The organism is Pedobacter arcticus A12, from assembly GCF_000302595.1.
Classification (GTDB): Bacteria; Bacteroidota; Bacteroidia; order Sphingobacteriales; family Sphingobacteriaceae; genus Pseudopedobacter; species Pseudopedobacter arcticus.
This window is the reverse complement of the sequence record NZ_JH947127.1, coordinates 58,702-84,020: the sequence shown is the minus strand read 5'-3', so window position 1 is coordinate 84,020 and position 25,319 is coordinate 58,702. Positions and strand designations below refer to the sequence as shown.

At 35.6% G+C, this 25,319-nt stretch carries 24 protein-coding genes; 14 read left to right on the top strand and 10 right to left on the bottom strand.

Annotated elements, in window-relative coordinates:
• Positions 1 to 15: 15 nt before the first annotated feature.
• Positions 16 to 378, bottom strand: coding sequence for a hypothetical protein (locus B176_RS0111925; RefSeq protein WP_017259045.1), 363 nt, complete (start codon positions 376 to 378; stop codon positions 16 to 18).
• Between the two features lie 46 nt (positions 379 to 424).
• Positions 425 to 1,213 (bottom strand): XRE family transcriptional regulator, encoded by a 789-nt coding sequence (locus B176_RS0111920; RefSeq protein ID WP_017259044.1) that lies wholly within the window; start codon positions 1,211 to 1,213, stop codon positions 425 to 427.
• 113 nt (positions 1,214 to 1,326) lie between these two features.
• Between B176_RS0111920 and B176_RS0111915 the strand changes: the two genes are divergently transcribed.
• The 3 genes from B176_RS0111915 (at position 1,327) to B176_RS0111905 (ending at position 6,322) form a co-directional block, all read left to right on the top strand.
• On the top strand, positions 1,327 to 1,707 hold the full coding sequence (locus B176_RS0111915; protein ID WP_017259043.1) for a GIY-YIG nuclease family protein: 381 nt from the start codon (positions 1,327 to 1,329) through the stop codon (positions 1,705 to 1,707).
• Positions 1,708 to 1,860: 153 nt separating this feature from the next.
• On the top strand, positions 1,861 to 5,361 hold the full coding sequence (locus B176_RS0111910; protein ID WP_017259042.1) for a T9SS C-terminal target domain-containing protein: 3,501 nt from the start codon (positions 1,861 to 1,863) through the stop codon (positions 5,359 to 5,361).
• Position 5,362: 1 nt separating this feature from the next.
• On the top strand, positions 5,363 to 6,322 hold the full coding sequence (locus B176_RS0111905) for a PorP/SprF family type IX secretion system membrane protein (protein ID WP_026063297.1): 960 nt from the start codon (positions 5,363 to 5,365) through the stop codon (positions 6,320 to 6,322).
• 33 nt (positions 6,323 to 6,355) lie between these two features.
• Here B176_RS0111905 and B176_RS0111900 read toward each other — a convergent pair whose 3' ends face one another.
• The gene (locus B176_RS0111900; protein WP_017259040.1) at positions 6,356 to 7,357 is read right to left on the bottom strand and encodes a hypothetical protein; all 1,002 of its coding nucleotides are present in this window, start codon (positions 7,355 to 7,357) and stop codon (positions 6,356 to 6,358) included.
• An 86-nt stretch (positions 7,358 to 7,443) separates the two neighbouring features.
• Complete coding sequence (locus tag B176_RS20315) at positions 7,444 to 8,247, bottom strand: helix-turn-helix domain-containing protein (RefSeq protein WP_017259039.1); 804 nt, start codon at positions 8,245 to 8,247, stop codon at positions 7,444 to 7,446.
• Between the two features lie 184 nt (positions 8,248 to 8,431).
• Here B176_RS20315 and B176_RS20310 point away from each other — a divergent pair, with 184 nt between their 5' ends.
• Positions 8,432 to 9,454, top strand: coding sequence for a response regulator (locus B176_RS20310; RefSeq protein WP_017259038.1), 1,023 nt, complete (start codon positions 8,432 to 8,434; stop codon positions 9,452 to 9,454).
• A gap of 84 nt (positions 9,455 to 9,538) precedes the next feature.
• Here the strand turns inward: B176_RS20310 and B176_RS0111885 are convergent, their stop codons facing one another.
• From B176_RS0111885 to B176_RS0111870, 4 genes are all read right to left on the bottom strand, one after another.
• Positions 9,539 to 10,942, bottom strand: coding sequence for an MBL fold metallo-hydrolase RNA specificity domain-containing protein (locus B176_RS0111885; RefSeq protein ID WP_017259037.1), 1,404 nt, complete (start codon positions 10,940 to 10,942; stop codon positions 9,539 to 9,541).
• A 6-nt stretch (positions 10,943 to 10,948) separates the two neighbouring features.
• Positions 10,949 to 12,778 (bottom strand): ABC transporter ATP-binding protein, encoded by a 1,830-nt coding sequence (locus tag B176_RS0111880; protein WP_017259036.1) that lies wholly within the window; start codon positions 12,776 to 12,778, stop codon positions 10,949 to 10,951.
• Between the two features lie 74 nt (positions 12,779 to 12,852).
• The gene (locus B176_RS0111875) at positions 12,853 to 13,371 is read right to left on the bottom strand and encodes a hypothetical protein (RefSeq protein ID WP_017259035.1); all 519 of its coding nucleotides are present in this window, start codon (positions 13,369 to 13,371) and stop codon (positions 12,853 to 12,855) included.
• Between the two features lie 71 nt (positions 13,372 to 13,442).
• On the bottom strand, positions 13,443 to 14,234 hold the full coding sequence (locus tag B176_RS0111870) for an SAM hydrolase/SAM-dependent halogenase family protein (protein ID WP_017259034.1): 792 nt from the start codon (positions 14,232 to 14,234) through the stop codon (positions 13,443 to 13,445).
• Between the two features lie 101 nt (positions 14,235 to 14,335).
• On the opposite strand from B176_RS0111870, the gene B176_RS0111865 reads away from it, so the two are divergent.
• The 7 genes from B176_RS0111865 to lysA all read left to right on the top strand — a co-directional run bounded on the left by B176_RS0111865 (position 14,336) and on the right by lysA (position 21,075).
• Complete coding sequence (locus B176_RS0111865) at positions 14,336 to 15,310, top strand: PhoH family protein (protein WP_017259033.1); 975 nt, start codon at positions 14,336 to 14,338, stop codon at positions 15,308 to 15,310.
• A 107-nt stretch (positions 15,311 to 15,417) separates the two neighbouring features.
• Complete coding sequence (locus tag B176_RS0111860) at positions 15,418 to 16,362, top strand: phosphoribosylaminoimidazolesuccinocarboxamide synthase (protein ID WP_017259032.1); 945 nt, start codon at positions 15,418 to 15,420, stop codon at positions 16,360 to 16,362.
• A gap of 54 nt (positions 16,363 to 16,416) precedes the next feature.
• Positions 16,417 to 16,788, top strand: coding sequence for an STAS domain-containing protein (locus B176_RS0111855; protein WP_017259031.1), 372 nt, complete (start codon positions 16,417 to 16,419; stop codon positions 16,786 to 16,788).
• 30 nt (positions 16,789 to 16,818) lie between these two features.
• A complete protein-coding gene (locus tag B176_RS0111850) occupies positions 16,819 to 17,730 on the top strand; it encodes a ribonuclease Z (RefSeq protein ID WP_017259030.1) in 912 nt (303 codons plus the stop codon).
• 52 nt (positions 17,731 to 17,782) lie between these two features.
• Positions 17,783 to 18,262, top strand: a complete 480-nt coding sequence (locus B176_RS0111845) for a hypothetical protein (protein WP_017259029.1) — start codon at positions 17,783 to 17,785, stop codon at positions 18,260 to 18,262.
• Positions 18,263 to 18,544: 282 nt separating this feature from the next.
• Entirely contained in the window at positions 18,545 to 19,858 is a 1,314-nt protein-coding gene (locus tag B176_RS0111840; protein WP_017259028.1) for an aspartate kinase, read from the top strand.
• Positions 19,859 to 19,869: 11 nt separating this feature from the next.
• A complete protein-coding gene (gene lysA, locus B176_RS0111835; protein WP_026063295.1) occupies positions 19,870 to 21,075 on the top strand; it encodes a diaminopimelate decarboxylase in 1,206 nt (401 codons plus the stop codon).
• A gap of 67 nt (positions 21,076 to 21,142) precedes the next feature.
• Here lysA and B176_RS0111830 read toward each other — a convergent pair whose 3' ends face one another.
• Positions 21,143 to 21,805, bottom strand: a complete 663-nt coding sequence (locus tag B176_RS0111830) for a DUF2490 domain-containing protein (protein ID WP_017259026.1) — start codon at positions 21,803 to 21,805, stop codon at positions 21,143 to 21,145.
• 62 nt (positions 21,806 to 21,867) lie between these two features.
• Entirely contained in the window at positions 21,868 to 22,308 is a 441-nt protein-coding gene (locus B176_RS0111825) for a PepSY-like domain-containing protein (protein ID WP_017259025.1), read from the bottom strand.
• Positions 22,309 to 22,442: 134 nt separating this feature from the next.
• Here B176_RS0111825 and B176_RS0111820 point away from each other — a divergent pair, with 134 nt between their 5' ends.
• The 3 genes from B176_RS0111820 to B176_RS0111810 all read left to right on the top strand — a co-directional run bounded on the left by B176_RS0111820 (position 22,443) and on the right by B176_RS0111810 (position 25,316).
• Complete coding sequence (locus B176_RS0111820) at positions 22,443 to 23,117, top strand: response regulator transcription factor (RefSeq protein WP_017259024.1); 675 nt, start codon at positions 22,443 to 22,445, stop codon at positions 23,115 to 23,117.
• Positions 23,114 to 24,379 (top strand): sensor histidine kinase, encoded by a 1,266-nt coding sequence (locus B176_RS0111815; protein WP_017259023.1) that lies wholly within the window; start codon positions 23,114 to 23,116, stop codon positions 24,377 to 24,379. Before B176_RS0111820 ends, B176_RS0111815 begins: the two co-directional genes overlap by 4 nt.
• 79 nt (positions 24,380 to 24,458) lie before the next feature.
• On the top strand, positions 24,459 to 25,316 hold the full coding sequence (locus B176_RS0111810; protein WP_017259022.1) for an SdiA-regulated domain-containing protein: 858 nt from the start codon (positions 24,459 to 24,461) through the stop codon (positions 25,314 to 25,316).
• The last annotated feature ends 3 nt before the right edge of the window (positions 25,317 to 25,319 follow it).

The window sequence follows — 25,319 nt, the reverse complement described above, 5'->3', positions numbered from 1 at the left end:
ATTTTAAACGGATAATTAATTTTGCCCTGCAGCCGCGGCTTTCGCTGCGTCTTGCTGAGCTTTCAATTCTTTTTGCTTTGCTTTTTGATCATCTGTCAACGTTGCTTTAAGCACATCGCTGTACTTTTTGTTGATGGCTTTCATCTCATCAGCATCTGGTTTGTTGCCTTCGCCAGCAGCTAATTTTAAGGCATCTGTAGCTTTTATTTTTTCTACTGTTGCATTAAAAATTACTGTTTTTTGTTCCGCAGAAAGGGAAAGATTAGTTGCCAAGGTCTCGGTTGGCTTTGTTGCTCTTTCTTCAACAGTTTTCTTTTGTGCGAAGCCTGCGGTACTTAGTGCCGCAAATAGGGCGATTGATAAAATGTATTTCTTCATTTTCTATGAGATTTATAGCACTATGAATCAGAAAAATTAAAAAGGTTTAATCTACATAATTAATTTTTTCTTGCTGTAATTGACTGATGGAACGCTGCATCTGTGACATCATAGTTGTTAAACTTTCCATTGTTGGTTCGGGCGTTGGTTGTGGCATTTCTGTAGAGATATAGCCTTTAGCTCTCCATATTTCCATAATCTCATCGGCTGTAATGTAATACGGGTCATAAACCTGATTATCAGATACTAACTTTAGGCCTTTGTCGGCTTTTATCTTAGAACCAATTCTTTTGTAAACAACACCTTCATTGCTACTAATAACTACCGCTGTTTCCCCAACTTTTAAATCGTTCCAGTTTTCTACATATTCGGAAATAATGATAGAACCAGATGGAAGTGGCAACATAGAGTCTCCTTTAATTTCAAAAGCCCTGTAGGTACCCTGTTTAAAAATGGGTAAAGAAAATTTAGGTAGCGTAGCCACATACTCTGGGTCGCTATAACCATTTAAATAACCGGCACTTGCTTTTACTGGCACTAATTCAATGTTTTCGTTATCGTCTTTATCTACCGTTATGCTAAGTATCCTAACGTTAGAACCATCACTTTTTGGCTTTGGTTTCCAAGCAGCATCAATTTTTTCATTTATAAGCTCATCGATACTTAACTCAAAGAAATCGGCAAACTTTTTAAGTAGATCGTATTTTGGATCAGCTCGCTCTTCTTCATAGGCACCCACCAGCGATCTTTTAATCTCCATAGTGTCTGCAAATTGCTGTTGCGTAAGTCCTTTTTTCTTTCGAAGGAACTTGATGTTTTCTGATATTTTACTCATTTCAAAAAAAGATTTGTTTTTACTAAAAAAGTTAGCATCTTTATGCCAATAAAATTAGTAATTATTTTTTGATTTCAGAAACAGAATTTTTAAACATTTTTTAAATCTTAGGTATGAGCACATTAATTAGTAGCGTAAGCAGAAACAAGAACATAAAAAAATACGTTTTTATAGTTACAGATCGTAATCGCAATAATCTGCATGTAGGTTTAAGTGCTGATATTTTGAAAACAATGGACTTTTACAAAAAAATGCCAAGTTTAATGTTCGACGCTAGCCAGCAACTAACACGCTTGGTTTATTTTGAGGAATTAAATGACGAAACAACCGCAACTACTCGGTTTAACCTACTTAATAGATACACACGTATTCAAAAAGAAAGAATGGTAAGAACCGTGAATGCTGATTGGTTAGATTTAACCATGGCTTTAAAAAATGAAAATCTTATTAATACAGTTAGGTTGCCCCAGCATATTCTAAGTTTTGCATCTTAGTTTTCTCACAGGGCTTTCGGTTTTTCTAGCTGTGGTCTTAATTTCGAAAAACTATTTTAAGCTTTAGAAAAATATTCTAATCATCAGTAGCTAAAAAATCTTGATATTGATTACTTTGCGTAATTATATTAATTAGTTGTGTTTTTTGTTCAGATGAAGCTTAATTATAAATTATATCTTTTATTTATAGGTTTCTTATTTAATTTCCATAGTGCTTCGGCACAAAATATTTCTAACGAGGGTGCAGACTTTTGGTTGTGTTTTCCAGATCATATACCAGCTGACGATAAGGTGGCAGCAATGTCCGTATTTATCACCTCTAAAAACAACTCCAGTGGTGTTGTTTCTTGCGGAAACTACACAGAAACATTTGCGGTAAGTGCTAATACGGTTAAAGAAATTCTTGTGCCAAGAGATATTTCTTTTATTGGCAGAGGTAGTAAAATAGCCCCAAGCAAAGGTATAAGAGTAAAAGTTGACGAAGGCAAATCAAAAGTTGTAGTATATGCCCACGTTTTTGCTGGCTTTAGATCTGCCGCAACTTTGGTTTTACCTTATGAAGCGTTAGGTAGAAAATATTTCGCTATGGCATATGATCAACAGACAGGACTCGATAAAAACTTTCGCTCGCAATTTAATATTGTAGCAGTAGATGCCAATACAACCATTAATATTAAACCGGTAGTCAATGGTATTCCACAAGCTGGGTTTTCTCAAACTCTAACCAATGTTGGAGACGTGTATCAATATCAAAATGTTCAGGATATTACAGGAACACTCATCGAAGTTGACTCTGTATTGTCTGGATGTAAGCGAATAGCGGTATTTTCTGGAAGTTCGGGTATTGCAATTAGCACACCCACCTGCGATGTGGTGGCTTTAAGCCACACAACATCAGATCCGCTTTTACAACAGCTTTATCCTATTGAAAGCTGGGGAAAAACCTTTCCTTTGGTTCCTTTCTATAATAGAAATGCCGGTAGTATTTATCGGGTAATTGCTTCTGAAGATAATACAACCGTTACGGTAGATGGCGTTAAAGTAGTTTTAAATACGGGTAAATTCTACACTTCGCCACCAATTACTAACGTTTCGCTAATTCAAGCGGATAAACCTATTTCTGTAGCGCAGTTTGCCATTAGTCAGTTTTGCTCTGACAGTAGAAATGAATTTGCCGATGAAATAGTTGGCGACCCAGATATGGTGATTTTAAATCCATTGGAGTATAGCATAGATAAAATTACGCTATACTCTTCTTCTAGATTGGATATTACCGAACAGTATTTAAATATCGTTATCCCAACCACTAAAGTCTCAACGTTTACGCTTAATAATGTAAAGTTTACCAATAGCTTTTACCCTGTTCCCAGCGCTAAAGACTATTCCTATGCACAGCTAAATTTAACTGGACTAGGCGCAAACTTTAGTTTAGCAGCCGATACAGGCTTTAACGCCATGGCTTACGGCTTTGGCCAATTGGAATCTTATGCTTATTCGGCAGGAACCAGTTTAGCAAGCACCACCGTTGTTAACGCGGTAAAATATGGCACAAATGATGTTGTGCGGGTTGCTTGCGTTAACCAGCCCTATGATTTTAAATTGTATTTGCCCTACAAACCTACCAAGTTGGTTTGGCAATTGGGTGTTAACACAGCGTTTATTACACAAAATGCACCTGCCCCCGAAGAACAGACCGTAGTTAATAATAAACTGCTGTACCAATTTAAGTTGCCCGCTAATAAAGTTTTTACAACCAGCGGTACAAAAAATATTACGGTTGTTTCGGCTATACCAGTTGGTGCTAATGTATGCTCTACCGTAGATGAAGAGAAAATAGATTACATTTTTGAAGTAAGTGATCTGCCGGTTGCCGAGTTTACGGCTCCAGCAAAAAGTTGTATTACGAAGCCTGCAAAATTCACCTACGTTGATAAAAATATCGGCGAGCCGGTAACCGCATGGGTTTGGGACTTTGGTGATGGTACGTATTCTAATGAACAAAGTCCTTCCCATGTTTACACAGCGCTAGGAACCTATCAGGTTAAGCTCAACCTCATGAGCAAAGCAGGCTGTAACTCACTCGAATTCGAAAAAAGCATCGAAATTATTAAGCCCTTAACCAATAAATTTGAGATTGTTAGCCCATTATGCACCAATACCAATATTTCCTTTATTGATCAAACAGTTTCTGCCGATGGGATTATGGAGTGGCTGTGGGATTTTGGTGATGGAAAGGTGTCGACAGAACAAAATCCTGCTCACATTTATTCAAAAAGTGGAACCTATCAAGTACGCCTTACTACAGCATCGCAAACAGGTTGTACAGAAATTTTGGAGAAAACAATCAAGGTTGTGGATCCAGCAGAAATTGACTTTGCAGATCCAGGTTCGTGTATTGATGATTTGGTCGCTTTTAATGCAGTGCTTAAGAGTGGAACGGTGATTTCATGGTTTTGGGATTTTGGTGATGGCTCGATAGACGATGTTGAACGTGTTAAACAAAATCCGCAACATAAATACCTGAGCACCGGAACGTATAATGTGAATTTAAAAGCAACTTCGCCCCAAGGATGTGTAACTAGCTTAACCAAAACAATTACCATCAGTGGCTCAAACCCTAACGTGATTTTTGAGGTTTTAGATAAAAATAACTTGTGTAGCAACACGCCGGTTAGTTTTAAAAATACCTCTACCATTTTTTTTGGAAAGATTGTGAGGCTTGATATAAGCTACGAAAACAAAACCAGTGGAACTTCAATAGTTTATACTGATGATGAACCTGCATTCGGAAAGATTTATACGTACAAATATCCAAAATCTGCTACAGATCAAAACTATCAAGTTGTTTTTAGAGCCTACTCTGGACAAGCTTGTTATCAGGAATCGGCGCCCATAACCATTACTGTAAATGGCAGCCCCGAAGTGAGTTTTGACAATGTAGAACCTGTATGTTTAAATAGTGCTAAATTTTTATTGAGCGTGGCAAAAGAAACAACGGGCATAAAAGGAACTTTTAAACTAGAAGGAAAAGGAGTTTTAGGCAACTACTTTGACCCAGCGGCTGCAGGGGTTGGTGATCATTTGATTACTTACACTTTTACCGCAACAAAAGGTTGCCAAGAAGTAATTACAAACACCATTAAAGTGGTTGATATTCCTAAAGTTGATGCAGGCAAAGATTTAGATATTTTGTTAGCAGGCGAGAAACGGATCGAAACGAAGGTGACGGGCAATAACGTAACCTACAAGTGGACTCCTACTACAGGCTTAAGTGATGACAGTATTTTAAATCCGATAGCGTCTCCCACTGAATCTACAAAATATACTTTGCTGGTTACTTCAAAAGACGGTTGCATGGTTGCTGATGAAGTATTTGTTACCGTTCATATTGATCCGATGATTCCAAACGTTTTTTCGCCAAATGCAGATGGAATTAACGACACATGGTCTATCAAGTATTTAGAAACTTTTGTGAAAGCCAATATTCGTATTTTTAATAGAGGTGGTCAACAAGTGTTTTTTTCTAATCAATATACCACGCCCTGGGATGGCAGATATAATAACGCAGATGTTCCCGTAGGTGTTTATTATTACATCATCGAACCAAATAACGGACGTAAAAAGTACACCGGTTCTATAACCCTGTTGCGGTAAAATGAAAAGATTTACGCTTCTTTTTTTGCTCCTCGCAAACTCCATATTTGCACAACAGAGACCATATTATACGCAGTATTTGCAAAATATGGAAATCATTAATCCGGCATTAACCGGGATGTACAAGGCGGTGAACGTAAAAATGGGTTTTAGAAACCAATGGATTGGGATAAAAGATGCACCTAAAACAGCTTATCTTACCGCAAGTATACCTTTAAATTTAGATGGTAGCCCATTAATTGCTGGCTCTGCGGATTATGGAATTGAAGAACCTTATACCAGATCTGATAAGGATTCTTACTACTCGTCCGATAATCACCACGGAATAGGGTTGAGTTTTATTAACGATAATACAGGACCAATCAATCGTACTACTGCTAATTTAACGTATGCTTACCATCTGTTGCTTGGCGATATTGCAAATTTATCGTTTGGAGTAGGAGCAGGGATGAGTAGGATTGGATTAAACACAACAGGTTTGGTTTTTGAAGACCCAAATGACCCTGTGGTTACCAACGGAGAAATTATTAATTGGACTCCTGATGTTAATTTGGGTTTTTACCTATATGGCTCTCAGTTTTTCTTTGGCGGATCCATCCAACAGGTTGTTAAAGAAAAACTTTCTTTCAATGATATTTCGGATAAAAGCGCAGAGGTCTCACATTATTTTTTAACCGGAGGATATCGATTTTTTGTTGGAGAGGATATTTCTTTTACGCCCTCCATTATGGCGAAATACGTTGCACCTTTTCCACTTTCGTATGATTTAAATCTTAAAGTTGCTTTCAGAAATAATTTTTGGATAGGTGGTTCGTTCCGTAAAAAAGATGCTTTTTCTGTTTTGGCAGGTTTCAGCATCAATAAAATGTTAGATGCAGGTTATGCCTTTGATCATAGTATTTCGACTATTAAAACCATAACCTCGGGTTCTCATGAGTTTGTTTTGGGGATTAAGTTTTAGCGTTCATTTACTGTTTTTTCAATTTTGGTTTAATTAGTTTTGGTCTTTATAAACAGCTTTTAAATCATCTCTCAAGATATCTAAAACACGGTGTTGGGTAAGAAACTGATCCGCTAAAACCTTCATTTCGGCTTTAATCTCTTTCGGCGTGACTTTTAGATCGGGCAACAGTCGTTTTGCTTTGGCTTCTATTTCTAATTCGGGCAAAAAGTTTATCGCTTTCATACACTCTTCTACGCAAATCAGCTTTAAGCCCTCGTCTTTTAAATCTCCACTTTTTGCAATCATCCAGCTTAAAGCATAAAATGCAGCTTGTGATATGTTAATGGTTTCAGTAAGGTTTTTAGAAGAAGGCATTACATTAAACTTACTTTCTATGATATCTTTCGTTAGGTAAACGCTTAGTTTTTGTGATAAATCATCTGGTTTCAGTTGGATTAAACCGTCTAGTGCTTGTGCGTAAATACTAATCCAGCGAATCTGCCGTCTAAACTCATGCACACCATGTTCTAGATCTTTAAAGTTTAATTCTCCGGTTTTATAATCTTTTTCGATGCTTTTGATTTCTTTTGCAATAGTTTTGGCAACCGCTTTGCGGTCGTCATCAGGGCTTAGCCAATCTGCTTTTATCAATTCTTCATTTATCTCCACCAGTTTGTTGTCCAGCCATCTGTTAGCAACTAATAAATTCCCGAGTTTTTGTAGCTCCTGCTGGTAATTGACGCGTAAATGCTCACTGATCTTTTTCGGGAAACTGGGCAACACAGCTAATTCTTTATAATAAGCATCAAAATAATCTATTTTTCCGAGCTGGTCTTCCAAGCTTTTAAAGTCGTTTTTAAAACCCTTAAATAGTTTCTCATTGTGTATTTCTTTGTATATGCGAGATAGCGCTTCTAAATAAAAAAGAATTTGCCGAGCATTTGAACTATAAAAAGTAAGCGCTGGGTTCTGTGCTTCTTTAGCCAATGATAGGAGGTTTTTTAAGCTGTTGAGCTGATTAGTAAATCTTGTTAAACCAGTATTTTTTGTCATGCTGTTCGGTTCTGGAATTTATATAAAAGCAATTATTGATAATTGTTTAGGTAGTAAATATGTTATTAGCTGGTTAATACAGACGATTAAGTTTGATGTACTCCATTTTTTTTGGGATGAAGCGCAATTAGTTGGATAATCTCGTTTCTCAGATCATTTAAGATATGCTCAAATTTTTCAGTCTGTAGTTCTAGCTGTTGCTCTTCTACAGCAAAGTTCGAAGAGTATTTGGAGGTAACTTGCCATAATTCAATAACTTCTGATTGGTTCAGCTGCTCGTTTTTAAATTTGTCAATCAGTAATAATTGAGCATTTGCTAAGTTATATGCACATCTGCTGAATTGCAGTTTTTCGGTATTATGAATTATATAAAGGTAGTTTAGGTTAATGTTCTGAAGCTGTGCTACCTTAGAGCCAATAACGATGTCACCTTTTTTTAGATTTAAATTTGGAAGATTTTTGCCGACTTCAAAAGCTCTTAGTTCAGTTTCCGAGTCGTTGATAGGGAAAGATATTTTGGGAAGCTTTTCGATAAAAGTGGAGTCGTTATATTTATTGATGTATTTTTTTTGAGCGTTTGCGCTAACCAAGTCAATAAAAGGAAATACGTTATGCTGCTGACCTGGTATCATTTCTTGTAAAGAAACCTTAACTAAACTTTTAACTTCCGTATCGTTGGGATTTAAAATCCAATTATAATCTTTTTCGAAATATTTGCAAAGTAAATTTAACGATTGATATGTGGGGTATTGCTTTCCTAACTCTATCTGTGAATAATTGCTTCTTGAAATTTCTAATATCTTAGCAAGCTCTTCCTGAGATAGTTGCTCTTGAACTCTTAAGGATTTTAACCTTTTTCCTAGAATTCTTTTTGACGTTATTTCTTGCATTGTTATGATTTAATAGTTAGATTCGTCGAGACTATTTCTTGCAATTGCATGCAATGTTTATGCCGTTAAAACTATTGGGCTTATGTTAGGCTATTTTTCAATGTATTAAACAATTTTGGAGCAATCCTCTACCTAAATATTCTAAAAATGAAAGTAAGCGATACCATTAAGAATTCGATTTTATATGCAAGAATCCGATGAAATGTCATTAACCGTAGTAGAACTTAAAGCTGTTCTAGATAGTGCGGTTAGTGAGTATTATATATTAATTAGCCCCGACTATAAAATTCTTTTCTTTAACAAAAGCATTCAAAAAGTTTACACTAAACAAACGCTTGCTGTCTTAGCTCAAAATACAAATATTTTGGATTATATTCCTGATGAGTATAAAAAGAAATTCGTTAAAAGTTTTAAAGTTGCGATAGAGAAGAAGGCGCATGCCGAGGAAATAGAATTTTTCAATGCTTCCATAAATAGCACCACATGGCTCGAATTTCAGTTTAATCCCGTCCGACTAGGGGATAGGTTGTTAGGTGTGTCTGTTATTATCAGAAACATATCTTCTAAAAAGAGTAAAGATGTTGCTCTTGTAGATAAAAACAAAACCCTACAAGAGTATGCTTTCCTCACTTCACATAAATTAAGAGCTCCATTAACTAATATCTTGGGGCTTTCCAGTTTAATTGATGATTTAGATGACGAAGTTTCTGAAGATTATTCAAAGGTAAAATACCTCTTTAAAAATATCCAAAACCAAGCAGAAATCTTAGATAATATAATTCATGTATTAAGTAAGTTAATATCAGACAATCAGAAAATGGAATTCAATAAAAATGACGATAGGGAAATCAAACGCATCATTTTAATAGATGATGAACCTATTGTAACGATGCTTAATAGCAGGATGATTGAGAAAGTGAATAGAAATATAGAGCGCTTATCTTTTAATAACCCAAAAGAAGCGCTGAAATATTTAGAAAAAAACAAAGCAGATCTTATTCTTTTGGATATTAACATGCCTGAGATGAATGCTTGGGAGTTTTTAGGTCAAATGAGAAATCTGTTATTAAATCATAACGTAATTATCGTTTCTTCCTCAATCAATCCGCAAGATCGCATTAAAGCTTCTACGTACGAAAACGTAAAAGGCTTTCTTAATAAACCTTTAATGGTAGATGATTTGAAGATGTTTTTACCGGTGGCTTAATGACGATGTATTGGCTATGATAAATTTAGATTTTTGTTAAGAGAAAGTTTTTTTGTAAGAAGAATATCTTAAATATTCTATTGTTTAAAGCTCAAAACAAACGCCTTTTTGTGGAATGGTAACTTCCAGTTTGTTAAGTTCCATGTTAACTTTTAAAGCTTCCATACTTTCAGGTTCACCGTGTACCAAGAAAACCCTTTTTAAAGAACGGTTGGGGATTTTTGTAACGTATTCCATAATATCGGAATGATCGCCGTGTCCGCTCAGTAAATCCGTTTTTTTTATGGTAGCCATTACGGAAAGCTCTTTGCCTTTGATGTTAACGAAAGAATCGCCACGTAATAACTTATGACCTAAAGTGCCTTTTGCACAAAAGCCAATAAATAGTAGGGTAGCATAAAAGTTTTCGATATTTCTGAAAAGATGATCCTGAATTCGGCCACCTTCTAACATCCCAGCAGAAGAAATAATGATACAAGGCTCAAAGTGGTTTGATATTTCCTTGCTCTCTTTTAGTTCTTTTACATAGTTGAGATTTTCAAATTCGTACTCATTACCATGTTGCTTATAAAAAGATTTGGCTTCGTTGCTTACGTATTTGTGGTGTTTTCTGTAAACTTCTGTTGCGGTAGTGGCCATTGGGCTATCCACAAAAACAGGGATAGGTGGCAGCAGACCTGTTGAGAAAATGTTATTTAGCGAAAACACCAAAGATTGCGTTCTACCTACACTAAAAGCAGGAATAATTAACCTGCCGGGTTGGTCAATACAAGCCTCGGTAATCACTTTAATTAATGTGTTTTGTAAAGTGTCTGTGGTGGTATGGAAGCGTCCGCCGTAAGTTGATTCGCAAACTAAATAATTAGTTTCTGGCAGATACTCTGCATCATTTAAAACTGGGTAATTTTTGCGTCCGATATCGCCTGTAAAGGCAATCGTCTTTTCTGTCCCTTGGTCGTTTAACGTAAAATGAGCTGCGGCAGCACCCAACAAATGCCCAGTAGCAACCAACCTTAGCGTAATGTCTTTATTGATTTTAAAAGGCTTGTTGAAAGCAATAGCTACCGTTCTTTCCGCGGTATCATTTACATGTTTCTGGAGGTATAAAGGCTGGTTGTGATTTATGAATCTGTTTTTCTTGAATTTTCCCCTGCTCCGCTTTTTTTCCTGTTGCTTTCGCATAAAAATATTTACGGAATCAGAAAGTAGAAGCTGAACCAAGTCTGCCGTGGGATAGGTACATAAAACCTGACCCATAAAACCGTTTTTTATCAAGGTGGGTATATTGCCACTGTGGTCTATATGTGCATGGGTTAAAACCACTAAATCGATGTCAGCTGGCGAAAATGGAAAGTTTTCATTGGCTGATAACTCAATTCCCCCTTCATAATTTAGCCCGCAATCAACCAGAATACGGTAATTATCAACTTCTAACAGGTGCATACTTCCAGTCACCTGTTCGGCTGCGCCCCAAATTGTTAATTTCATTTACCGCTAATTTTGATATTCAAATTGCAGAGAACTCAAGCGTTTGTATAAACCTTCTTGTATTTGCGATAGTTCTTTGTGTGTGCCACTTTCTACAATCTGTCCGTGGTCTAAAACGATGATTTTATCGGCTTCTCTAATGGTTGAAAGACGGTGAGCGATAATGATAGATGTTCTGTCTTTCATTAAAACTTCTAAAGCTTCCTGTACCAGTTTTTCAGATTCAGAATCTAAAGACGAGGTAGCTTCGTCCAGAATTAAAATAACCGGATCTTTCAATAAAGCTCTTGCTATGGCAATTCGCTGTCTTTGTCCGCCGGATAATTTAACACCACGTTCTCCAACAACAGTTTCGTAACCTTCTGGAAAACCTGAAATAAATTGGTGTGCATTGGCTTTTTTAGCAGCTTCTTCAATTTCTTTATCGCTTGCGCTGAGCTTTCCGTAAGCAATATTTTCTTTGATGGTTCCGCCAAATAAAATCACGTCTTGTGGTACAATGGCAACCTGATTTCTGATATCGGTTACCGCCAAATCTTCGATGGAATGTCCGTCAAATAAAATTGAACCTCTTTGTAAATTGTAAAACCGTAAGATTAAGCCAGCAATAGTCGATTTTCCAGCACCAGATGGACCAACAATAGCAATTTTTTCTCCTGCTTTGGCTTCAAAAGAAACGCCGTTTAGTACAGCAATATCCGGACGAGATGGATAGCTGAAAAAAGCATTTTTGAAACTGATATCGCCGTTTAAAACATGTTTGATTTCATTGTTTTTTGGATCCATTGAAATGGGCTCATGTTCTTCATCCAAAATCTCCAGTACTCTTTCCGATGCACCAATGGCTTTTTGAACGTTGGCGTACATTTCTGGGAAACTTCCCATAGCCGCTCCAACAAAAAAGGAGTAGAATATATAAGCTAATAAATCACCTACAGATAAATCGCCCTGTTTTACTAGAAATGATCCGTACCATAAAACGCCCATGATAGCTCCAAATAGGCAAAAAACAATAAAGGAAGCAAATAACCCACGGTAATTGGCGCCTTTCAATGCAATTTTCACCACTTCGCGTAAGCTTTTGTCGTACCTGCTTGCCTCAAAAGCCTCGTTAACAAAAGCTTTTACGTTTGATATTCCCTGTAAAGTTTCTTCAACAATGGTATTTGATTCTGCTAATTTATCCTGTGCATCTCTTGAAATCTTGCGCAAAGCTTTCCCAAAGAAAATACCAGCCACTACAACAACTGGCATTATGGCTAATAAAAATAAAGTTAATTTGCCAGATACGTAAACCAAGATTGCGATACCACCAACCAATAAAATAACTTGGCGAATCATCTCTGCTAAAGTGGTGGTCAAAGTATCTTGTATCTGCGATAAGTCGGAGGATATTCTACTATTAAGTTCTCCAACTCTACGATTTGCGAAAAAGTTCATTGGTAAAGTAATCATCCTAAAATAGGTATCTCTTCTAATATCTGCCAGTGCTTTTTCAGCAACCTCCACAAATAGCCTAATCCTAAAAAAAGACACAACAGCTTGAATAAACAAGATGCCAAACGCAATTAAACCAATTTGATTGATAGAGTTGGGTAAGCCATATTTGGGGGCTTTATCTGTTGCTACATCAACCATCACCTGTATAATAGCTGGGAAAGCGAGGCCCACAACGCTTGATAATAGCAAAAACACCATCCCAAACATAAATTTGCTTTTATACGGCTTTATGTACGCTAGTAAAGCACTTATTTTCTGGATGTTTTCTTTATTGATTTTTGATTTTGTAAACTCTTGAGCAGGAGTGGAGCTGCTGTTTAATCCGTTTCTGGCCATTTATAGGGTGTTATGTAAATAGGGAAAAACGCTCTCCCAAAAACAATGGCTGCAAAACTAAGATATAATTTGAGTTATAGCCTTGATTTAGCCGAAATTTTACGGAACACAAACAGAGCTAAACCAATGATAGCTAAGGCTAGTGCGAAGGACACAAGCTGATAAAACCTTTTTCCGTGTTTAAACTCCTGTATATCTTTGTTTAAGGTGTCGTTTTGTGTTTGCAGTTTATTGATGGTACGCATATAGCCAATGTTTCTACCTTCAGACTCTTTGGATTCTGATACAACTTTTTCTTGCTGGTAGGTTTTAAAATCCAACAATGTTTTGGTCTCTTTTAAAATAGCATTATCCGTTTCTATAATCTGTTTCAAAATATCCATGCTTTTTTGCATGTCTTTTTTTGTTTTGAAACCAAAAATGCCAGTTTTTTGGTTAAGGCTTTCGGTAAACTGTCCAAACTTGGCAACCCGCGAATCCAGCATGCCATTTATTTTATTCCGCTGTAACTGATAAGCCAAGCTATCTGAGTTTTGGAAACAAAACGCCGGCAGTGTGAATATTGTTAATAAGGTAATTACTAATAATTTCATTTTCGGTTTATTTTCAATTTTCAGCTTTATTTTATTTACTGATGTTGTTCAAATTTGTAGCAACTGCTTAACTAAGGATTCTTATCGTTTGAGAATTCAATTAAAATGGTGTCATTGGCTTTTAATCCCAGTAAACCACTAGCGTTACCTTTATTTATAGCAATCTCTAAATGATCTGAAATACCAAATAAACACAATTTATCGCCCTCCGTTACTTCATCGTAATGCCAACTCAATTGACTGATAGATTCGCCACGTTTAAAATGCAGTTCAAAATTTCGGCCAGCCTGCACCTTGTTAAACAGATCTTTTGTAATGTTAGTAATCACGTTTTCAAAAGAATCAATAAAAATCACACTTCCTTTTATACTGTCTTTTTCAATCACTGGATGAAAATTCATTTTCTCCTCAATCTCAAAAGTGCTTACACCAATTTCTTTTAAACTACCGCCGGAAGCCAAATGGCAGGCTGCTTTTACAAAAATATCTGCTAAGGGGAAATGTAAAAATTTTAAATCCTGTAAAATATTTAGTTCAACAACTTCTTGTGGCGTTTCCTCAAAAATTAAGGAAAATATACCGTTATCAGAGCCTACAAAAAAATGATCGCGATATTTTACAGCTAAATATTTATTCGAAGCGCTGTAAACGGTATCAATCCCAATTAAATGAACCGTATTTTTTGGAAAATAATGGTAGCAGTTTTTTAATAAAAAGGCAGCTTTCGAAATATTAAAAGCCTCTATCTCATGGGTAATATCAATTATATTAACAGAAGGCAAAGTACTCAAAATACTGCCTTTCAACGCCGCTTGATAAAAATCTTTATAACCTAAATCTGTGGTTAAAGTAATAATTGCCATTAATATTATGAATATTTATTCTTAATCTTGTATCACAGGATTAACAGTACAAATATTAAATTTTTAATCCACATTCATATCAGAAACATAAAAACTATACATTGAACGAACTGAAAATTACTTTAGAAGCAGTGAACCCAGCGGTACTTTGGGGACCCAATAATGAGTATTTTGAGTTAATAAAACGTTCTTTTCCAAAACTTAAAGTAGTTGCCAGGGGTGATGAGGTAAAAGTTTTAGGCGACGAGCAAGAGTTGATTCATTTTAACACTAAACTTACCGCAATTATCAATCATCTCGATAAATATCAGAATTTATCGACCAATGATATTGAATCTATTTTAGGAGAAAACGCCAGACCGTTGCCAAAACCAGAAACGGCAGAAGGTGGCGAAAGCAATGCGGTTGCATCTAGCTCAGAGGTTATTGTTTTTGGTCCTAACGGGATTATGGTGAAAGCCAGAACCGATAACCAACGCAGAATGGTGGGCAGTATTGTGAAAAACGATGTGCTTTTTGCCATTGGCCCGGCTGGTACAGGTAAAACCTACACGGCGGTTGCTTTAGCGGTGCGGGCATTGAAAAACAAAGAAATAAAACGGATTATATTAACGCGTCCGGCAGTTGAGGCAGGGGAGAATTTAGGTTTTTTACCCGGCGATATGAAGGAGAAAATTGATCCTTACCTGCGTCCGCTATATGATGCGCTGGACGATATGCTTCCGCCAGATAAATTGAGGCAATATTTAGAAAACAGAACAATTGAAATTGCACCATTAGCCTTTATGCGTGGTCGTACTTTGGATAATTGTTTTGTAATTTTGGACGAGGCGCAGAACGCAACCGAAATGCAGTTGAAAATGTTTTTAACACGTATGGGGCCCTCTGCCAAGTTTATTGTTACAGGCGATGTTACGCAGGTAGATTTACCAAAAAAGCAGATGTCGGGTTTATTTAATGCTTTAAGAATTTTAGAAGGTATTAAAGGAATTGAAGTGATTTACCTAAGTGGTAAAGATGTTGTTCGCCATAAATTGGTGGTTAAAATTTTAGAAGCTTACGGGGATATCCAATAAGTTAAAAGTTTAATGTTAAAAGTTTAAAGTGAAAATCGGACTTTGAAAGTCAAAATTTAAAGGCATTAGCTTTCTACTTTTTACTTTCAACTTTCAACTCCATAAAAATGCAAGCAATAAAAGAAACAAATTTCAAATTCCCTAAACAAACAGGGTTTTATAAGGGTAAAGTTAGAGACGTTTATACTATTGATAACCAGTATTTGGTTATGGTGGTGAGCGATAGGATTTCGGCCTTTGATGTGGTTTTGCCAGAGGCTATTCCTTATAAAGGCCAAGTGCTGAATCAAATTGCCGCTATTTTTTTAGAAGCAACTAAAGATATTGTACCTAACTGGGTAGTTACCGTACCAGATCCAAGCGTAACTATCGGTAAAATATGTGAGCCATTTAAAGTAGAAATGGTTATTAGAGGATATTTAGCTGGTCATGCTGCCAGAGAGTATGCAATGGGTAAGCGAGAAGTTTGCGGTGTTAAATTGCCTGAAGGTTTAAAGGAAAATGATAAGCTTCCAGAACCAATTATAACTCCAACTACCAAGGCGTCTGTAGGGCATGATGAGGATATCTCAAGAGCGGATATTTTAGCAAAAGGCATTGTAAGTGAAGTAGATTATTTGAAACTAGAGGAATATACAAGAGCTTTATACCAAAGAGGAACCGAAATTGCTGGCGAAAGAGGTTTGATTTTGGTAGATACGAAATACGAATTTGGAAAAGTAGGTGATGTTATTTACCTAATCGACGAGATCCATACGCCAGATTCTTCAAGATATTTTTATAAAGATAGCTACCAGGAACTGCAGGATAAAGGCGAATCACAAAAGCAACTTTCTAAAGAATTTGTTCGTCAATGGTTAATCGAAAATGGTTTTCAAGGCAAAGAAGGGCAGCAAGTTCCTGTGATGGATGCTGATAAAGTTGCTTCCATCTCAGCTAGATATATTGAGCTTTACGAGAAAATAACCGGGAAGGAATTTTTGAAAGAAGATGCCGATAACGTTTATAAAAGGGTGGAAACAAATATTTTATCGGCGTTAAAAGCGCTTTAATATTATATTTTTTTTTAAAAGAAAATAAAGTAACTTAGACAAATAAGTTGTTATATGAAATTTACTGTAGATAAACACGACAAATACATTTTGATTAAACTTGATGAAACGAAGCTGAATTCTTTGGTTTCGCCCAAGTTGAAGTCGGAATTGATTCTAACAAATACCGAAGGACAACGAAATATTATTTTGGATATGTCTGAGGTTAAATATGCCGATTCTAGCGGTTTGAGCAGTCTTTTAGTGGGACATCGTTTGTGTAAAAATGCAGAAGGTGTGTTCATTTTAACGGGGATTAACGACGCCGTTTCTAGGTTAATTAACATCTCTCAGTTAGATAATGTAATTACTATTGTGCCTAGCGTAGAAGAAGCAATTGATCTTATCTTTATGGAAGAGATCGAGAAAGAACTGAAGAGAGGCTAATTTTCTGCCCTCCGAGAAATATACAAGCGTATGAAATTTGAGGTGACGATTTTGGGCAGTAGTTCTGCGACCCCTATATTTCATAGAAACCCTACTTCCCAGATACTAAATATTAACGAAAAGCTAATGATGATTGATTGCGGTGAAGGCACTCAACAGCAAATGCTTCGTTATGGAATAAAGTATCATAAAATAGATCATATTTTTATTAGCCACTTACATGGTGACCATTTCTTTGGTTTAATTGGGCTGATTTCTTCCATGCATTTAAACGGCAGAACAAAGGCTTTAAACCTGTATGCACCACCAGAAATTCAAGAAATTTTGGAGTTGCAGTTCAAGTACTCTGGAACCATTATAAAATTTGAGATCGCTTATCACTTTACACAAGTTAAAGAGCGGTCTATTATATTAGAAACGAATGATTTAATAGTTGAAACTTTCGTTTTAAACCATCGGATACCTTGCACAGGTTTTATTTTTAAAGAAAAAGAAAGACTCCGTAAAATCGATAAGGAAAAAGCCGAAGAGTTAAATATTCCACAACAGTATTATGCGCTGCTAAAAAAAGGGATAGATTTTGTGGACGGAAATGGAGTGACACACAAGGCAGTAGATTTAACCTTTGATCCAGACGAGCCTAAAACATACGCATATTGCTCTGATACAGTTGCGGACGGTTCTTATGATATTCACATAGAAGGTGTTGACACACTTTATCACGAGTCTACCTTTATGCATGACATGGTTGATAGAGCGAAAGAAACTTTCCATACAACCTCATTGGAAGTTGCGCAGCTTGCAAAAAAGCAGTCAGTTAAAAAATTATTAATCGGTCATTTTTCTGCCCGTTACCGTGATTTAACACCAATGTTGTTGGAAGCAAAAGAAGTATTTCCAAATACTTACCTAGCACAAGAAGGTGAAACTTTTATGATTTGATTAATATTGCTTAGATTTTATTAATTGTTAATTCTGATTTTACAAAAGCCAAATGAAAATACCATTAACGGTACTCGCAATCTTGATCTTTATAACCGCTTATGGACAGAATCAGAAGTATAAAAAGGTATTGAAATCCAACTTTATCAACATACGTAATTTAACAGTTTTCGAGTTTTTAGAAGTACTCAAATTAGAACAAATCAATTCGAAAGAACCTATTAGAACTTTGACAGTTGGGGGAATTCAAACTACTACAGACTGGGTAAAAGCAAATGAAATTGACAGCTTAATTAGTTTGATGAGTTCTATTGAGCCTGCAAAATGTATAACCTCACCACTATCTCCTTACGTGGAGTTAATTGAAAATTCAACAATTGGAGGGCAAGTAATTGTTATTCTAGAAGCGTATAAAAACGGAAGAGAATATCCATTTAATTTGACTATTTGTGGCAAAATAGACAAAGCAAGGATAGCAGAGATAAAGCAGTGGTGGAAGCAAGAAAAGAATAGAAACCGGGACTTACGATAAATTATTAGATTTCGGACAATTTTTTGTACATTCTTTTTTCTGAACTTAGTGTCCCTAACAAGCGTTCAATAATTACAATTTTAGATCCTAAGTCAGTATTCTAAAATCTAAATAATACGGTATACCAAAATCTTGGTTTTAAAACCAACAATTCAGTATCTCTTGATAAAATTATTTTGACCTTAATATTATTGGCTTTTCCTTCTGTGTTTTATAAAGCTTTTAGCTATTTTAGCCCGCGTTTAAAAACAATATAAAAATCACGATTTATCATATCAAATAATGAAAGTTTTAAAATTTGGAGGCACATCTGTAGGTAGTCCAGAGCGGATGAAAAAATTGTTGGATATCATTGATCCAACACAGAAGCAGATTGTGGTTCTGTCGGCAGTTTCTGGTACCACAAATAATTTAGTTGAAATTTCTCAGGCATTTTTAGCCTCAGATAAACAGAAGGCCAACGAATTAATTAAAACGCTACAGGATAAATACGAGGTTTTTATAAAAGAACTGCTAAATAAGCCTGAGTTTTTAGCTCAAGGAAAAGAGGTAATTGATTATCATTTTGATATTCTTTATGCTTTTTCTAACGACTTATTCACCGTTGCTGAGGAAAAAGTAGTTTTAGCCCAAGGAGAATTGTTGTCCACCACACTTTACCATATTTATTTAAAGGAAATTAATGTGCCATCGGTATTGTTGCCGGCTTTAGATTTTATGAAGACTGACGAGGATAACGAGCCAGTTGTTGATTACATCACAGAACATTTGCAACCAATGCTTGATGAAGCTAAGGATGTGAATCTTTTTATTACCCAAGGTTTTATCTGTAGAAATGCTTTCGGCGAGATTGACAACTTACGTAGAGGAGGCAGTGATTATACTGCGTCGCTAATCGGTTCGGGTATAAAAGCCGATGAAGTTCAAATTTGGACAGATATTGACGGTATGCACAATAATGATCCTCGTATTGTTAAAGGCACTAAACCAATTGCCAATTTGTCTTTTGATGAGGCCGCAGAGTTGGCCTATTTTGGAGCTAAAATCTTGCATCCGCAATCTGTTTTTCCAGCACAGAAGTACAAGATTCCGGTTAGGATATTAAACACCATGGATCCAAAAGCTTTTGGTACATTGATATCTTCTGAAAGCGAAAAAGGTAAAATTAAATCTATTGCAGCCAAAGATGGCATTACCGCGATTAAAATTCAAAGTAGCCGGATGTTATTGGCTTACGGTTTTCTACGCCGCGTATTCGAAGTATTTGAGCGTTACAAAACGCCAATCGATATGATTACTACCTCTGAAGTTGCGGTTTCTGTAACTATTGATGATACCCGTTATTTAGGTGAGATCACCAAAGAACTGAGCGATTTTGGAATTGTAGAAGTTGATGTTAACCAATCAATTATTTGTGTAGTAGGAGATTTAGGCGCCAGTTCACACGGTTTTGCAGCTCGCGTTTTCGATTCTTTAAAGCATATTCCGCTAAGAATGATTTCATACGGAGGTAGCAATTGCAATATCTCTTTTTTAGTGAAAACTGACGATAAAGTAGAGACTTTAAGAAGTTTACACAACCGTTTATTTGAATAAGAATGACTAAAATGTTTAATCAAAAAATTGTTGATTCTTTTGAAAACAAAGAAACACCTTTTTACTATTACGATTTATCGCTACTTAAAAGTACATTAACAGCATGCGCTGAGGCTGCAAATCGATATAATTACCATGTACATTTTGCGCTAAAAGCTAATTTTAACGACAAAGTCTTAGCAGCCATAAAAGCGCAAGGTTTTGGTGCCGACTGTGTTTCTGGCGGTGAAGTTAAAAAAGCCGTTGAAACAGGATTTACACCGCAACAAGTTGTTTTTGCCGGGGTAGGGAAGTCTGATCGTGAAATTAATTACGCTTTAGATCAGAATATATTTGCTTTCAACGTAGAATCTATACAAGAGTTAGAGGTAATTAATGAGCTGGCAGCAGCAAAAGGGAAAACTGCCAAAGTAGCTGTAAGAATCAATCCAAATGTTGATGCGCATACGCACCATTACATTACCACAGGCTTAGATGAAAATAAGTTCGGTATAAACTCTTGGGATTTACCTGCTGTTGTTGAAATGCTTAAAAAGTCTAAGAATTTAAGCTTCTTGGGTATTCATTTTCATGTGGGTTCACAGATTTTAGACATGAATGTTTTTAAAAGTTTATGTGTTAAAGTGAATGAAATGCAGGCGTGGTTTGAAGAACGCGGAATGCCGGTTAAGGTACTTAACGTAGGAGGTGGTTTGGGTGTTGACTATCAACAGCCCGATGAAAACCCGATTCCAGATTTTGAAGCTTATTTTAAAATCTTCGCAGATTTTTTAACAGTAAAACCTCATCAAGAAGTTCATTTCGAGTTAGGTAGAGCTTTAGTTGCTCAGTGCAGTAGTTTGGTTTCTAAGGTTTTATATATCAAGAACGGAATTAAAAAGAACTTTGCCGTATTAGATGCAGGGATGACGGAATTAATGCGTCCAGCTTTATATCAGGCTTATCATAAAATTGAAAATATTTCTAAGTTAAAAGTAGGAAGTCAAAAGTTAGAAGATGCTGACTCCTCCACTTTGAACTTTCAACCTTCCACTATACTTTACGATGTTGTTGGACCAATTTGCGAATCGTCAGACTGTTTTGGTAAAGATGTAGCAATGCCCGAGACTAAACGTGGTGATTTAATTGCGTTAAGAACCGCGGGAGCCTACGGAGAGGTAATGGCATCAGCTTATAACTTACGTCCGGATATTAGACATGTATTTTCCGAGGATTAAGACACATTAATTTCTAATACAAAGCCCGGTTAAATTTACTGTTTAATCGGGCTTTTTTTGTTTTATACTAAAGGTCAAAGGTTAAACCCGTAGTTAGAAATAGATTATGATGTGCAGTGTGCGTAAAGTTTTCTAAACGATACTGTGCACCCAGCATCAGTTTCGATTTTGGAGATAAATCCCATGAGGCCTCCGCATAAAACCGGTTTTCATACTTAGGTTTAATCGGCTTTGCCATAGTCAAAACCAGCTCATTAGCAATGTAAACTTGATCACAGAATACCTTAGTTTTAAAACTTGCTCCAGCTTTATAACGGAAGCGAAATTTAACGTTTGAATCATAAATTCTTTCTTCAACCCTTATCCGATGCTTTAGTAAGGCTTTATCGTGTTTTTTCCATTCATACTGCTGTATTAAGCGTAGTTCATTCTCTTCCCCTTCTTCCATCTCAGTACGGTATCTTATTCCAAACCCTAAATGTTCGTTTGCCCCTAAGCGATATTTAGCCTGGTAACCAAATTCAAGGTGTTTTACCTTAAAATCTAGTTCGTTCTCTTGAAAAATAAAATTCCTGTTTTCTATCTCAAAACTTTGACTAATGGTTTTGCTTAAAGAATGGTTTAGGGTAACAGTGGGCATAAAATAACCCGTAAAGTTGCTTTGCGCAAGACTTGATTTGGTAACCAACGTCATTATAATAATAACTAGAAAACGCTTTAAGCTTTTCATTTTTATATTTAATTAAAAAAAGACCCAGAATTTGGGTCTTTTGATTTGTAAAGTAAGTAAAATTAATTTGCTAAATCACTCACTAATTTGCCGGCCTGCTCAAAAAGCAAAGTCCTTTCTTTACCTAAAAATTGTGCTATTTCAACCTTATAAGTTGTTTTGCTATTAAACTGAGTAGTCTCAATCTCGTCTATCTTATATTTGGGATATTTAACCTTTACAGCGTTAGTGATACTTTTCGGAAGATCTTTTGCTTCTATTTCTTTCTTCATCTTTATTAATTTCCCTTCTTTATTGTACCGGATTTCGTGGTCTAGTCTGCCTATCTCAAACTCTACTTCATAATTTTCACCTTTTAATTCCCATTCTGCATTTATTACTTGAGGGTAAACGTTTTCAAAAGCTGTAAGCGCCTTGAGCGGTACTTGTGAAGTAGGTAAGTTTTGCGCATTTACAGCCAAACTTACAAATGTAATTAGGGTTGCTATTTTTAATGTTTTCATGATTTTTTGTTTAATTTCCTTCAAAGGAACTTGCTAAAACTGGAATAAGTTGGGAACATAGAAATATAAGTTATAGTGTTTTCCCATTTGTTTTTAGAAACAACCTATATTATTGTAGACAAAATGCAGATTTTATGAAAATTTTAATTGTTGAAGATGAGCCACAAATGCTCGAAAATATGAAGCAGACTTTAGAGTTGGAGCATTATACAGTAGAATCTGCGTCTGACTACAGTGTTGCAGTTAACAAAATCAGCAACTATGATTATGATTGTATTTTGTTGGATATCAATCTTCCAGATGGTAATGGATTTGATTTGCTAACTAAATTGAAAACTATGAAAAAAGCTGATGCTGTAATTGTAGTATCTGCAAAAAATTCTTTAGATGATAAACTGTTTGGGCTTAATAACGGTGCAGATGATTATTTAGCCAAACCTTTTCATATGGCGGAGTTGCATGCAAGGGTTAAAGCTGTATTAAGGCGGAAGTATTTTGAAGGTAACAAATTAATGCAAGTAGGTAATTTACAGATAGAACCTGAAAACAGAAATACGAATATAGATGGAGAAGAAATTGTTTTAAATAGGAAAGAATTTGATATTCTTTTGTATTTGATGACTAACAAATCTCGATTGGTTACCAAAGCAGCGTTAGCAGAACATGTTTGGGGAGATCATATTGACCAAGCTGACAGTTTCGACTTTATATATTCGCAGATTAAAAACCTTAGAAAGAAATTGGAAAAAGCCACGTTAACCATTGAAGCTGTTTATGGGATAGGCTATAAACTGGATTTTGTAAAATGAAGCTCTTAAATTATACATCAAAATACCTGTTGATTTTACTGGTTCCATTGATTACAATTTGGGCAGTAATTTTTTATTACGCTTTATTAGATGAAATTTATGATAGTTTAGATGATGGCCTAGAAAATCAGAAAGTGATGGTTTTAGAACATCCGGAACTGATAGAAAGCGCTTTTGAAAACCAAAACTTCAAAAAAGGCAATCATGTGATTGAAAAGATTGGGGAGCAGGAGTATCATAATTTCGAAGAAAGCTATAGGGATAGTTTGATGTATATGCAAAACGAAAAGGACTATGAGCCGGTACGGGTTTTTGAAAGTACTTTTAAAGATAGCGGAGCATACTATAAAATTAAAATCATCACTTCTATGGTAGAGGAGGATGATTTGATCAAAAATCTGGCGACTTATTTAATCATTCTTTACCTTCTAATACTTATCAGCATCGTTTCATTAAACAACTTTGTGCTACGTAAAATCTGGAAGCCTTTCTATAGTTTAATTGATCAATTGAAAAGCTTCCGTATTGAAAATGAAACAACCCTTAAAATTAACAAAACAGATATTGACGAGTTTGAACTGTTGAACCAAACCATGGAGCAGCTGACAGAAAAGTCGAGAAAAAGTTATTTAAACCAAAAGCATTTCATCGAGAATGCATCGCATGAATTACAAACTCCTTTAGCAATTAGCATCAACAAGCTCGAACTTTTTTCAGAAAAAAATGACTTAACTGAGGAACAGCTTAAAGACGTAGGCTTTGTTTTGGATAACCTTGCTCGTTTAACCCGATTGAATAAATCACTTTTATTACTTTCTAAAATAGAAAACCAGCAGTTTGTAGAAGTGGAACGTGTTGATTTTGAAAGTTTAGTTAATCATATCGCTCAGGATTTTGAAGATTTGCTGTTGCATAAAGGCACTACTTTGAATATCGTTGTTAAAAATGAATTGCAGTATCAAATGAATAAGGATTTAGCAATTATTATGTTAACGAATTTAATGAAGAACGCAATTGTACACGGTGTAAAACAAGGGACAATAAATATTGTTATTTTAGGCAAGCAATTAATTCTGAGTAATTACGGCGTAAACCATGCATTGGATGATGACAAACTGTTTTCGAGATTTGAAAAAATGAATACAGACTCAAGGTCAACCGGATTGGGTTTAGCAATTGCAAAAGCCATTACACAGAAATATCAATTACAGCTTAACTATACTTATTCCACCATCCACAATTTTATAGTCGTTTTTCCTTAGCTTTTGTTTCACGGCAATATTTATCCAAAATGTTTCCAGTATTGGGTGTTATCATTGTGTTTAACAATAATACCTGAAGATGAGAAACAAAACCAAATTATACGCAATAGCTCTTGTATCCCTAATCATTATCACTGCATTTACCTTTGACAAAAGGCATCAGGAAAACAAAGAGCAGTTAAAAGTAGATTATAGCATTACCAATACTTGGGAACTTCCTGCTGAGCTAAATGAAGTGAGTGGTATTAGCTGGGTTGCTGATGATTTAATTGCATGTGTACAAGATGAGCAGGGGACAATCTTTATCTATGACTTGAAGCAAAAGAAAATAGTAAAAGAGATATCTTTTGCCGGAGCTGGAGATTATGAAGGCATTGCTGTAGTTGGTAAAGATGCATATGTAATGCGGAGCGACGGGCTATTGTACCACGTCAAAAATTACCTAAACAGCAATAAAAAAGTTAGTGCAAGCCAAACAAGGTTCGTTGCGAAAAACAATATGGAATCATTATTTTTTGATCAGAAAAACAACTCATTGTTAAGCATACCAAAAGAAAGGGACGAAGATGATCAATACAAGAATATCTATCAGATCGCTTTGAATACCGAAAAGGCAGAGACAAAAATATTCACTAAAATTTCGATGGAAGCAGCGCTTTTTAAAAGTTTTAAGGATAAAAAAGTCTACAAAACTTTAAATCCATCAGAAATTGCAATCAACCCCAAAACTAACGATGTTTTTGTGTTGGAAGGTAAGCGTCCTAAACTTTTAACTTTAGGGATTAATGGTCAACTAAAAAAGCTTTATATGTTAGATAAAGCTATTTTTACGCAACCAGAAGGTTTAACTTTTAGTCCAGATGGTAGAATGTTTATTTCAAATGAAGCAGGCAAAAATAGTAAAGCTAACATTTTAGAGGTTGTGCTTCAGAACTAAAAT

Bases quoted from the DNA above. Each gene is read 5' to 3' on its own strand.
- B176_RS0111925 (WP_017259045.1), bottom strand. From the start codon at position 378: ATGAAGAAATACATTTTATCAATCGCCCTATTTGCGGCACTAAGTACC.
- B176_RS0111920 (WP_017259044.1), bottom strand. From the start codon at position 1,213: ATGAGTAAAATATCAGAAAACATCAAGTTCCTTCGAAAGAAAAAAGGA.
- B176_RS0111915 (WP_017259043.1), top strand. From the start codon at position 1,327: ATGAGCACATTAATTAGTAGCGTAAGCAGAAACAAGAACATAAAAAAA.
- B176_RS0111910 (WP_017259042.1), top strand. From the start codon at position 1,861: ATGAAGCTTAATTATAAATTATATCTTTTATTTATAGGTTTCTTATTT.
- B176_RS0111905 (WP_026063297.1), top strand. From the start codon at position 5,363: ATGAAAAGATTTACGCTTCTTTTTTTGCTCCTCGCAAACTCCATATTT.
- B176_RS0111900 (WP_017259040.1), bottom strand. From the start codon at position 7,357: ATGACAAAAAATACTGGTTTAACAAGATTTACTAATCAGCTCAACAGC.
- B176_RS20315 (WP_017259039.1), bottom strand. From the start codon at position 8,247: ATGCAAGAAATAACGTCAAAAAGAATTCTAGGAAAAAGGTTAAAATCC.
- B176_RS20310 (WP_017259038.1), top strand. From the start codon at position 8,432: ATGCAAGAATCCGATGAAATGTCATTAACCGTAGTAGAACTTAAAGCT.
- B176_RS0111885 (WP_017259037.1), bottom strand. From the start codon at position 10,942: ATGAAATTAACAATTTGGGGCGCAGCCGAACAGGTGACTGGAAGTATG.
- B176_RS0111880 (WP_017259036.1), bottom strand. From the start codon at position 12,778: ATGGCCAGAAACGGATTAAACAGCAGCTCCACTCCTGCTCAAGAGTTT.
- B176_RS0111875 (WP_017259035.1), bottom strand. From the start codon at position 13,371: ATGAAATTATTAGTAATTACCTTATTAACAATATTCACACTGCCGGCG.
- B176_RS0111870 (WP_017259034.1), bottom strand. From the start codon at position 14,234: ATGGCAATTATTACTTTAACCACAGATTTAGGTTATAAAGATTTTTAT.
- B176_RS0111860 (WP_017259032.1), top strand. From the start codon at position 15,418: ATGCAAGCAATAAAAGAAACAAATTTCAAATTCCCTAAACAAACAGGG.
- B176_RS0111855 (WP_017259031.1), top strand. From the start codon at position 16,417: ATGAAATTTACTGTAGATAAACACGACAAATACATTTTGATTAAACTT.
- B176_RS0111850 (WP_017259030.1), top strand. From the start codon at position 16,819: ATGAAATTTGAGGTGACGATTTTGGGCAGTAGTTCTGCGACCCCTATA.
- B176_RS0111845 (WP_017259029.1), top strand. From the start codon at position 17,783: ATGAAAATACCATTAACGGTACTCGCAATCTTGATCTTTATAACCGCT.
- B176_RS0111840 (WP_017259028.1), top strand. From the start codon at position 18,545: ATGAAAGTTTTAAAATTTGGAGGCACATCTGTAGGTAGTCCAGAGCGG.
- lysA (WP_026063295.1), top strand. From the start codon at position 19,870: ATGTTTAATCAAAAAATTGTTGATTCTTTTGAAAACAAAGAAACACCT.
- B176_RS0111830 (WP_017259026.1), bottom strand. From the start codon at position 21,805: ATGAAAAGCTTAAAGCGTTTTCTAGTTATTATTATAATGACGTTGGTT.
- B176_RS0111825 (WP_017259025.1), bottom strand. From the start codon at position 22,308: ATGAAAACATTAAAAATAGCAACCCTAATTACATTTGTAAGTTTGGCT.
- B176_RS0111820 (WP_017259024.1), top strand. From the start codon at position 22,443: ATGAAAATTTTAATTGTTGAAGATGAGCCACAAATGCTCGAAAATATG.
- B176_RS0111815 (WP_017259023.1), top strand. From the start codon at position 23,114: ATGAAGCTCTTAAATTATACATCAAAATACCTGTTGATTTTACTGGTT.
- B176_RS0111810 (WP_017259022.1), top strand. From the start codon at position 24,459: ATGAGAAACAAAACCAAATTATACGCAATAGCTCTTGTATCCCTAATC.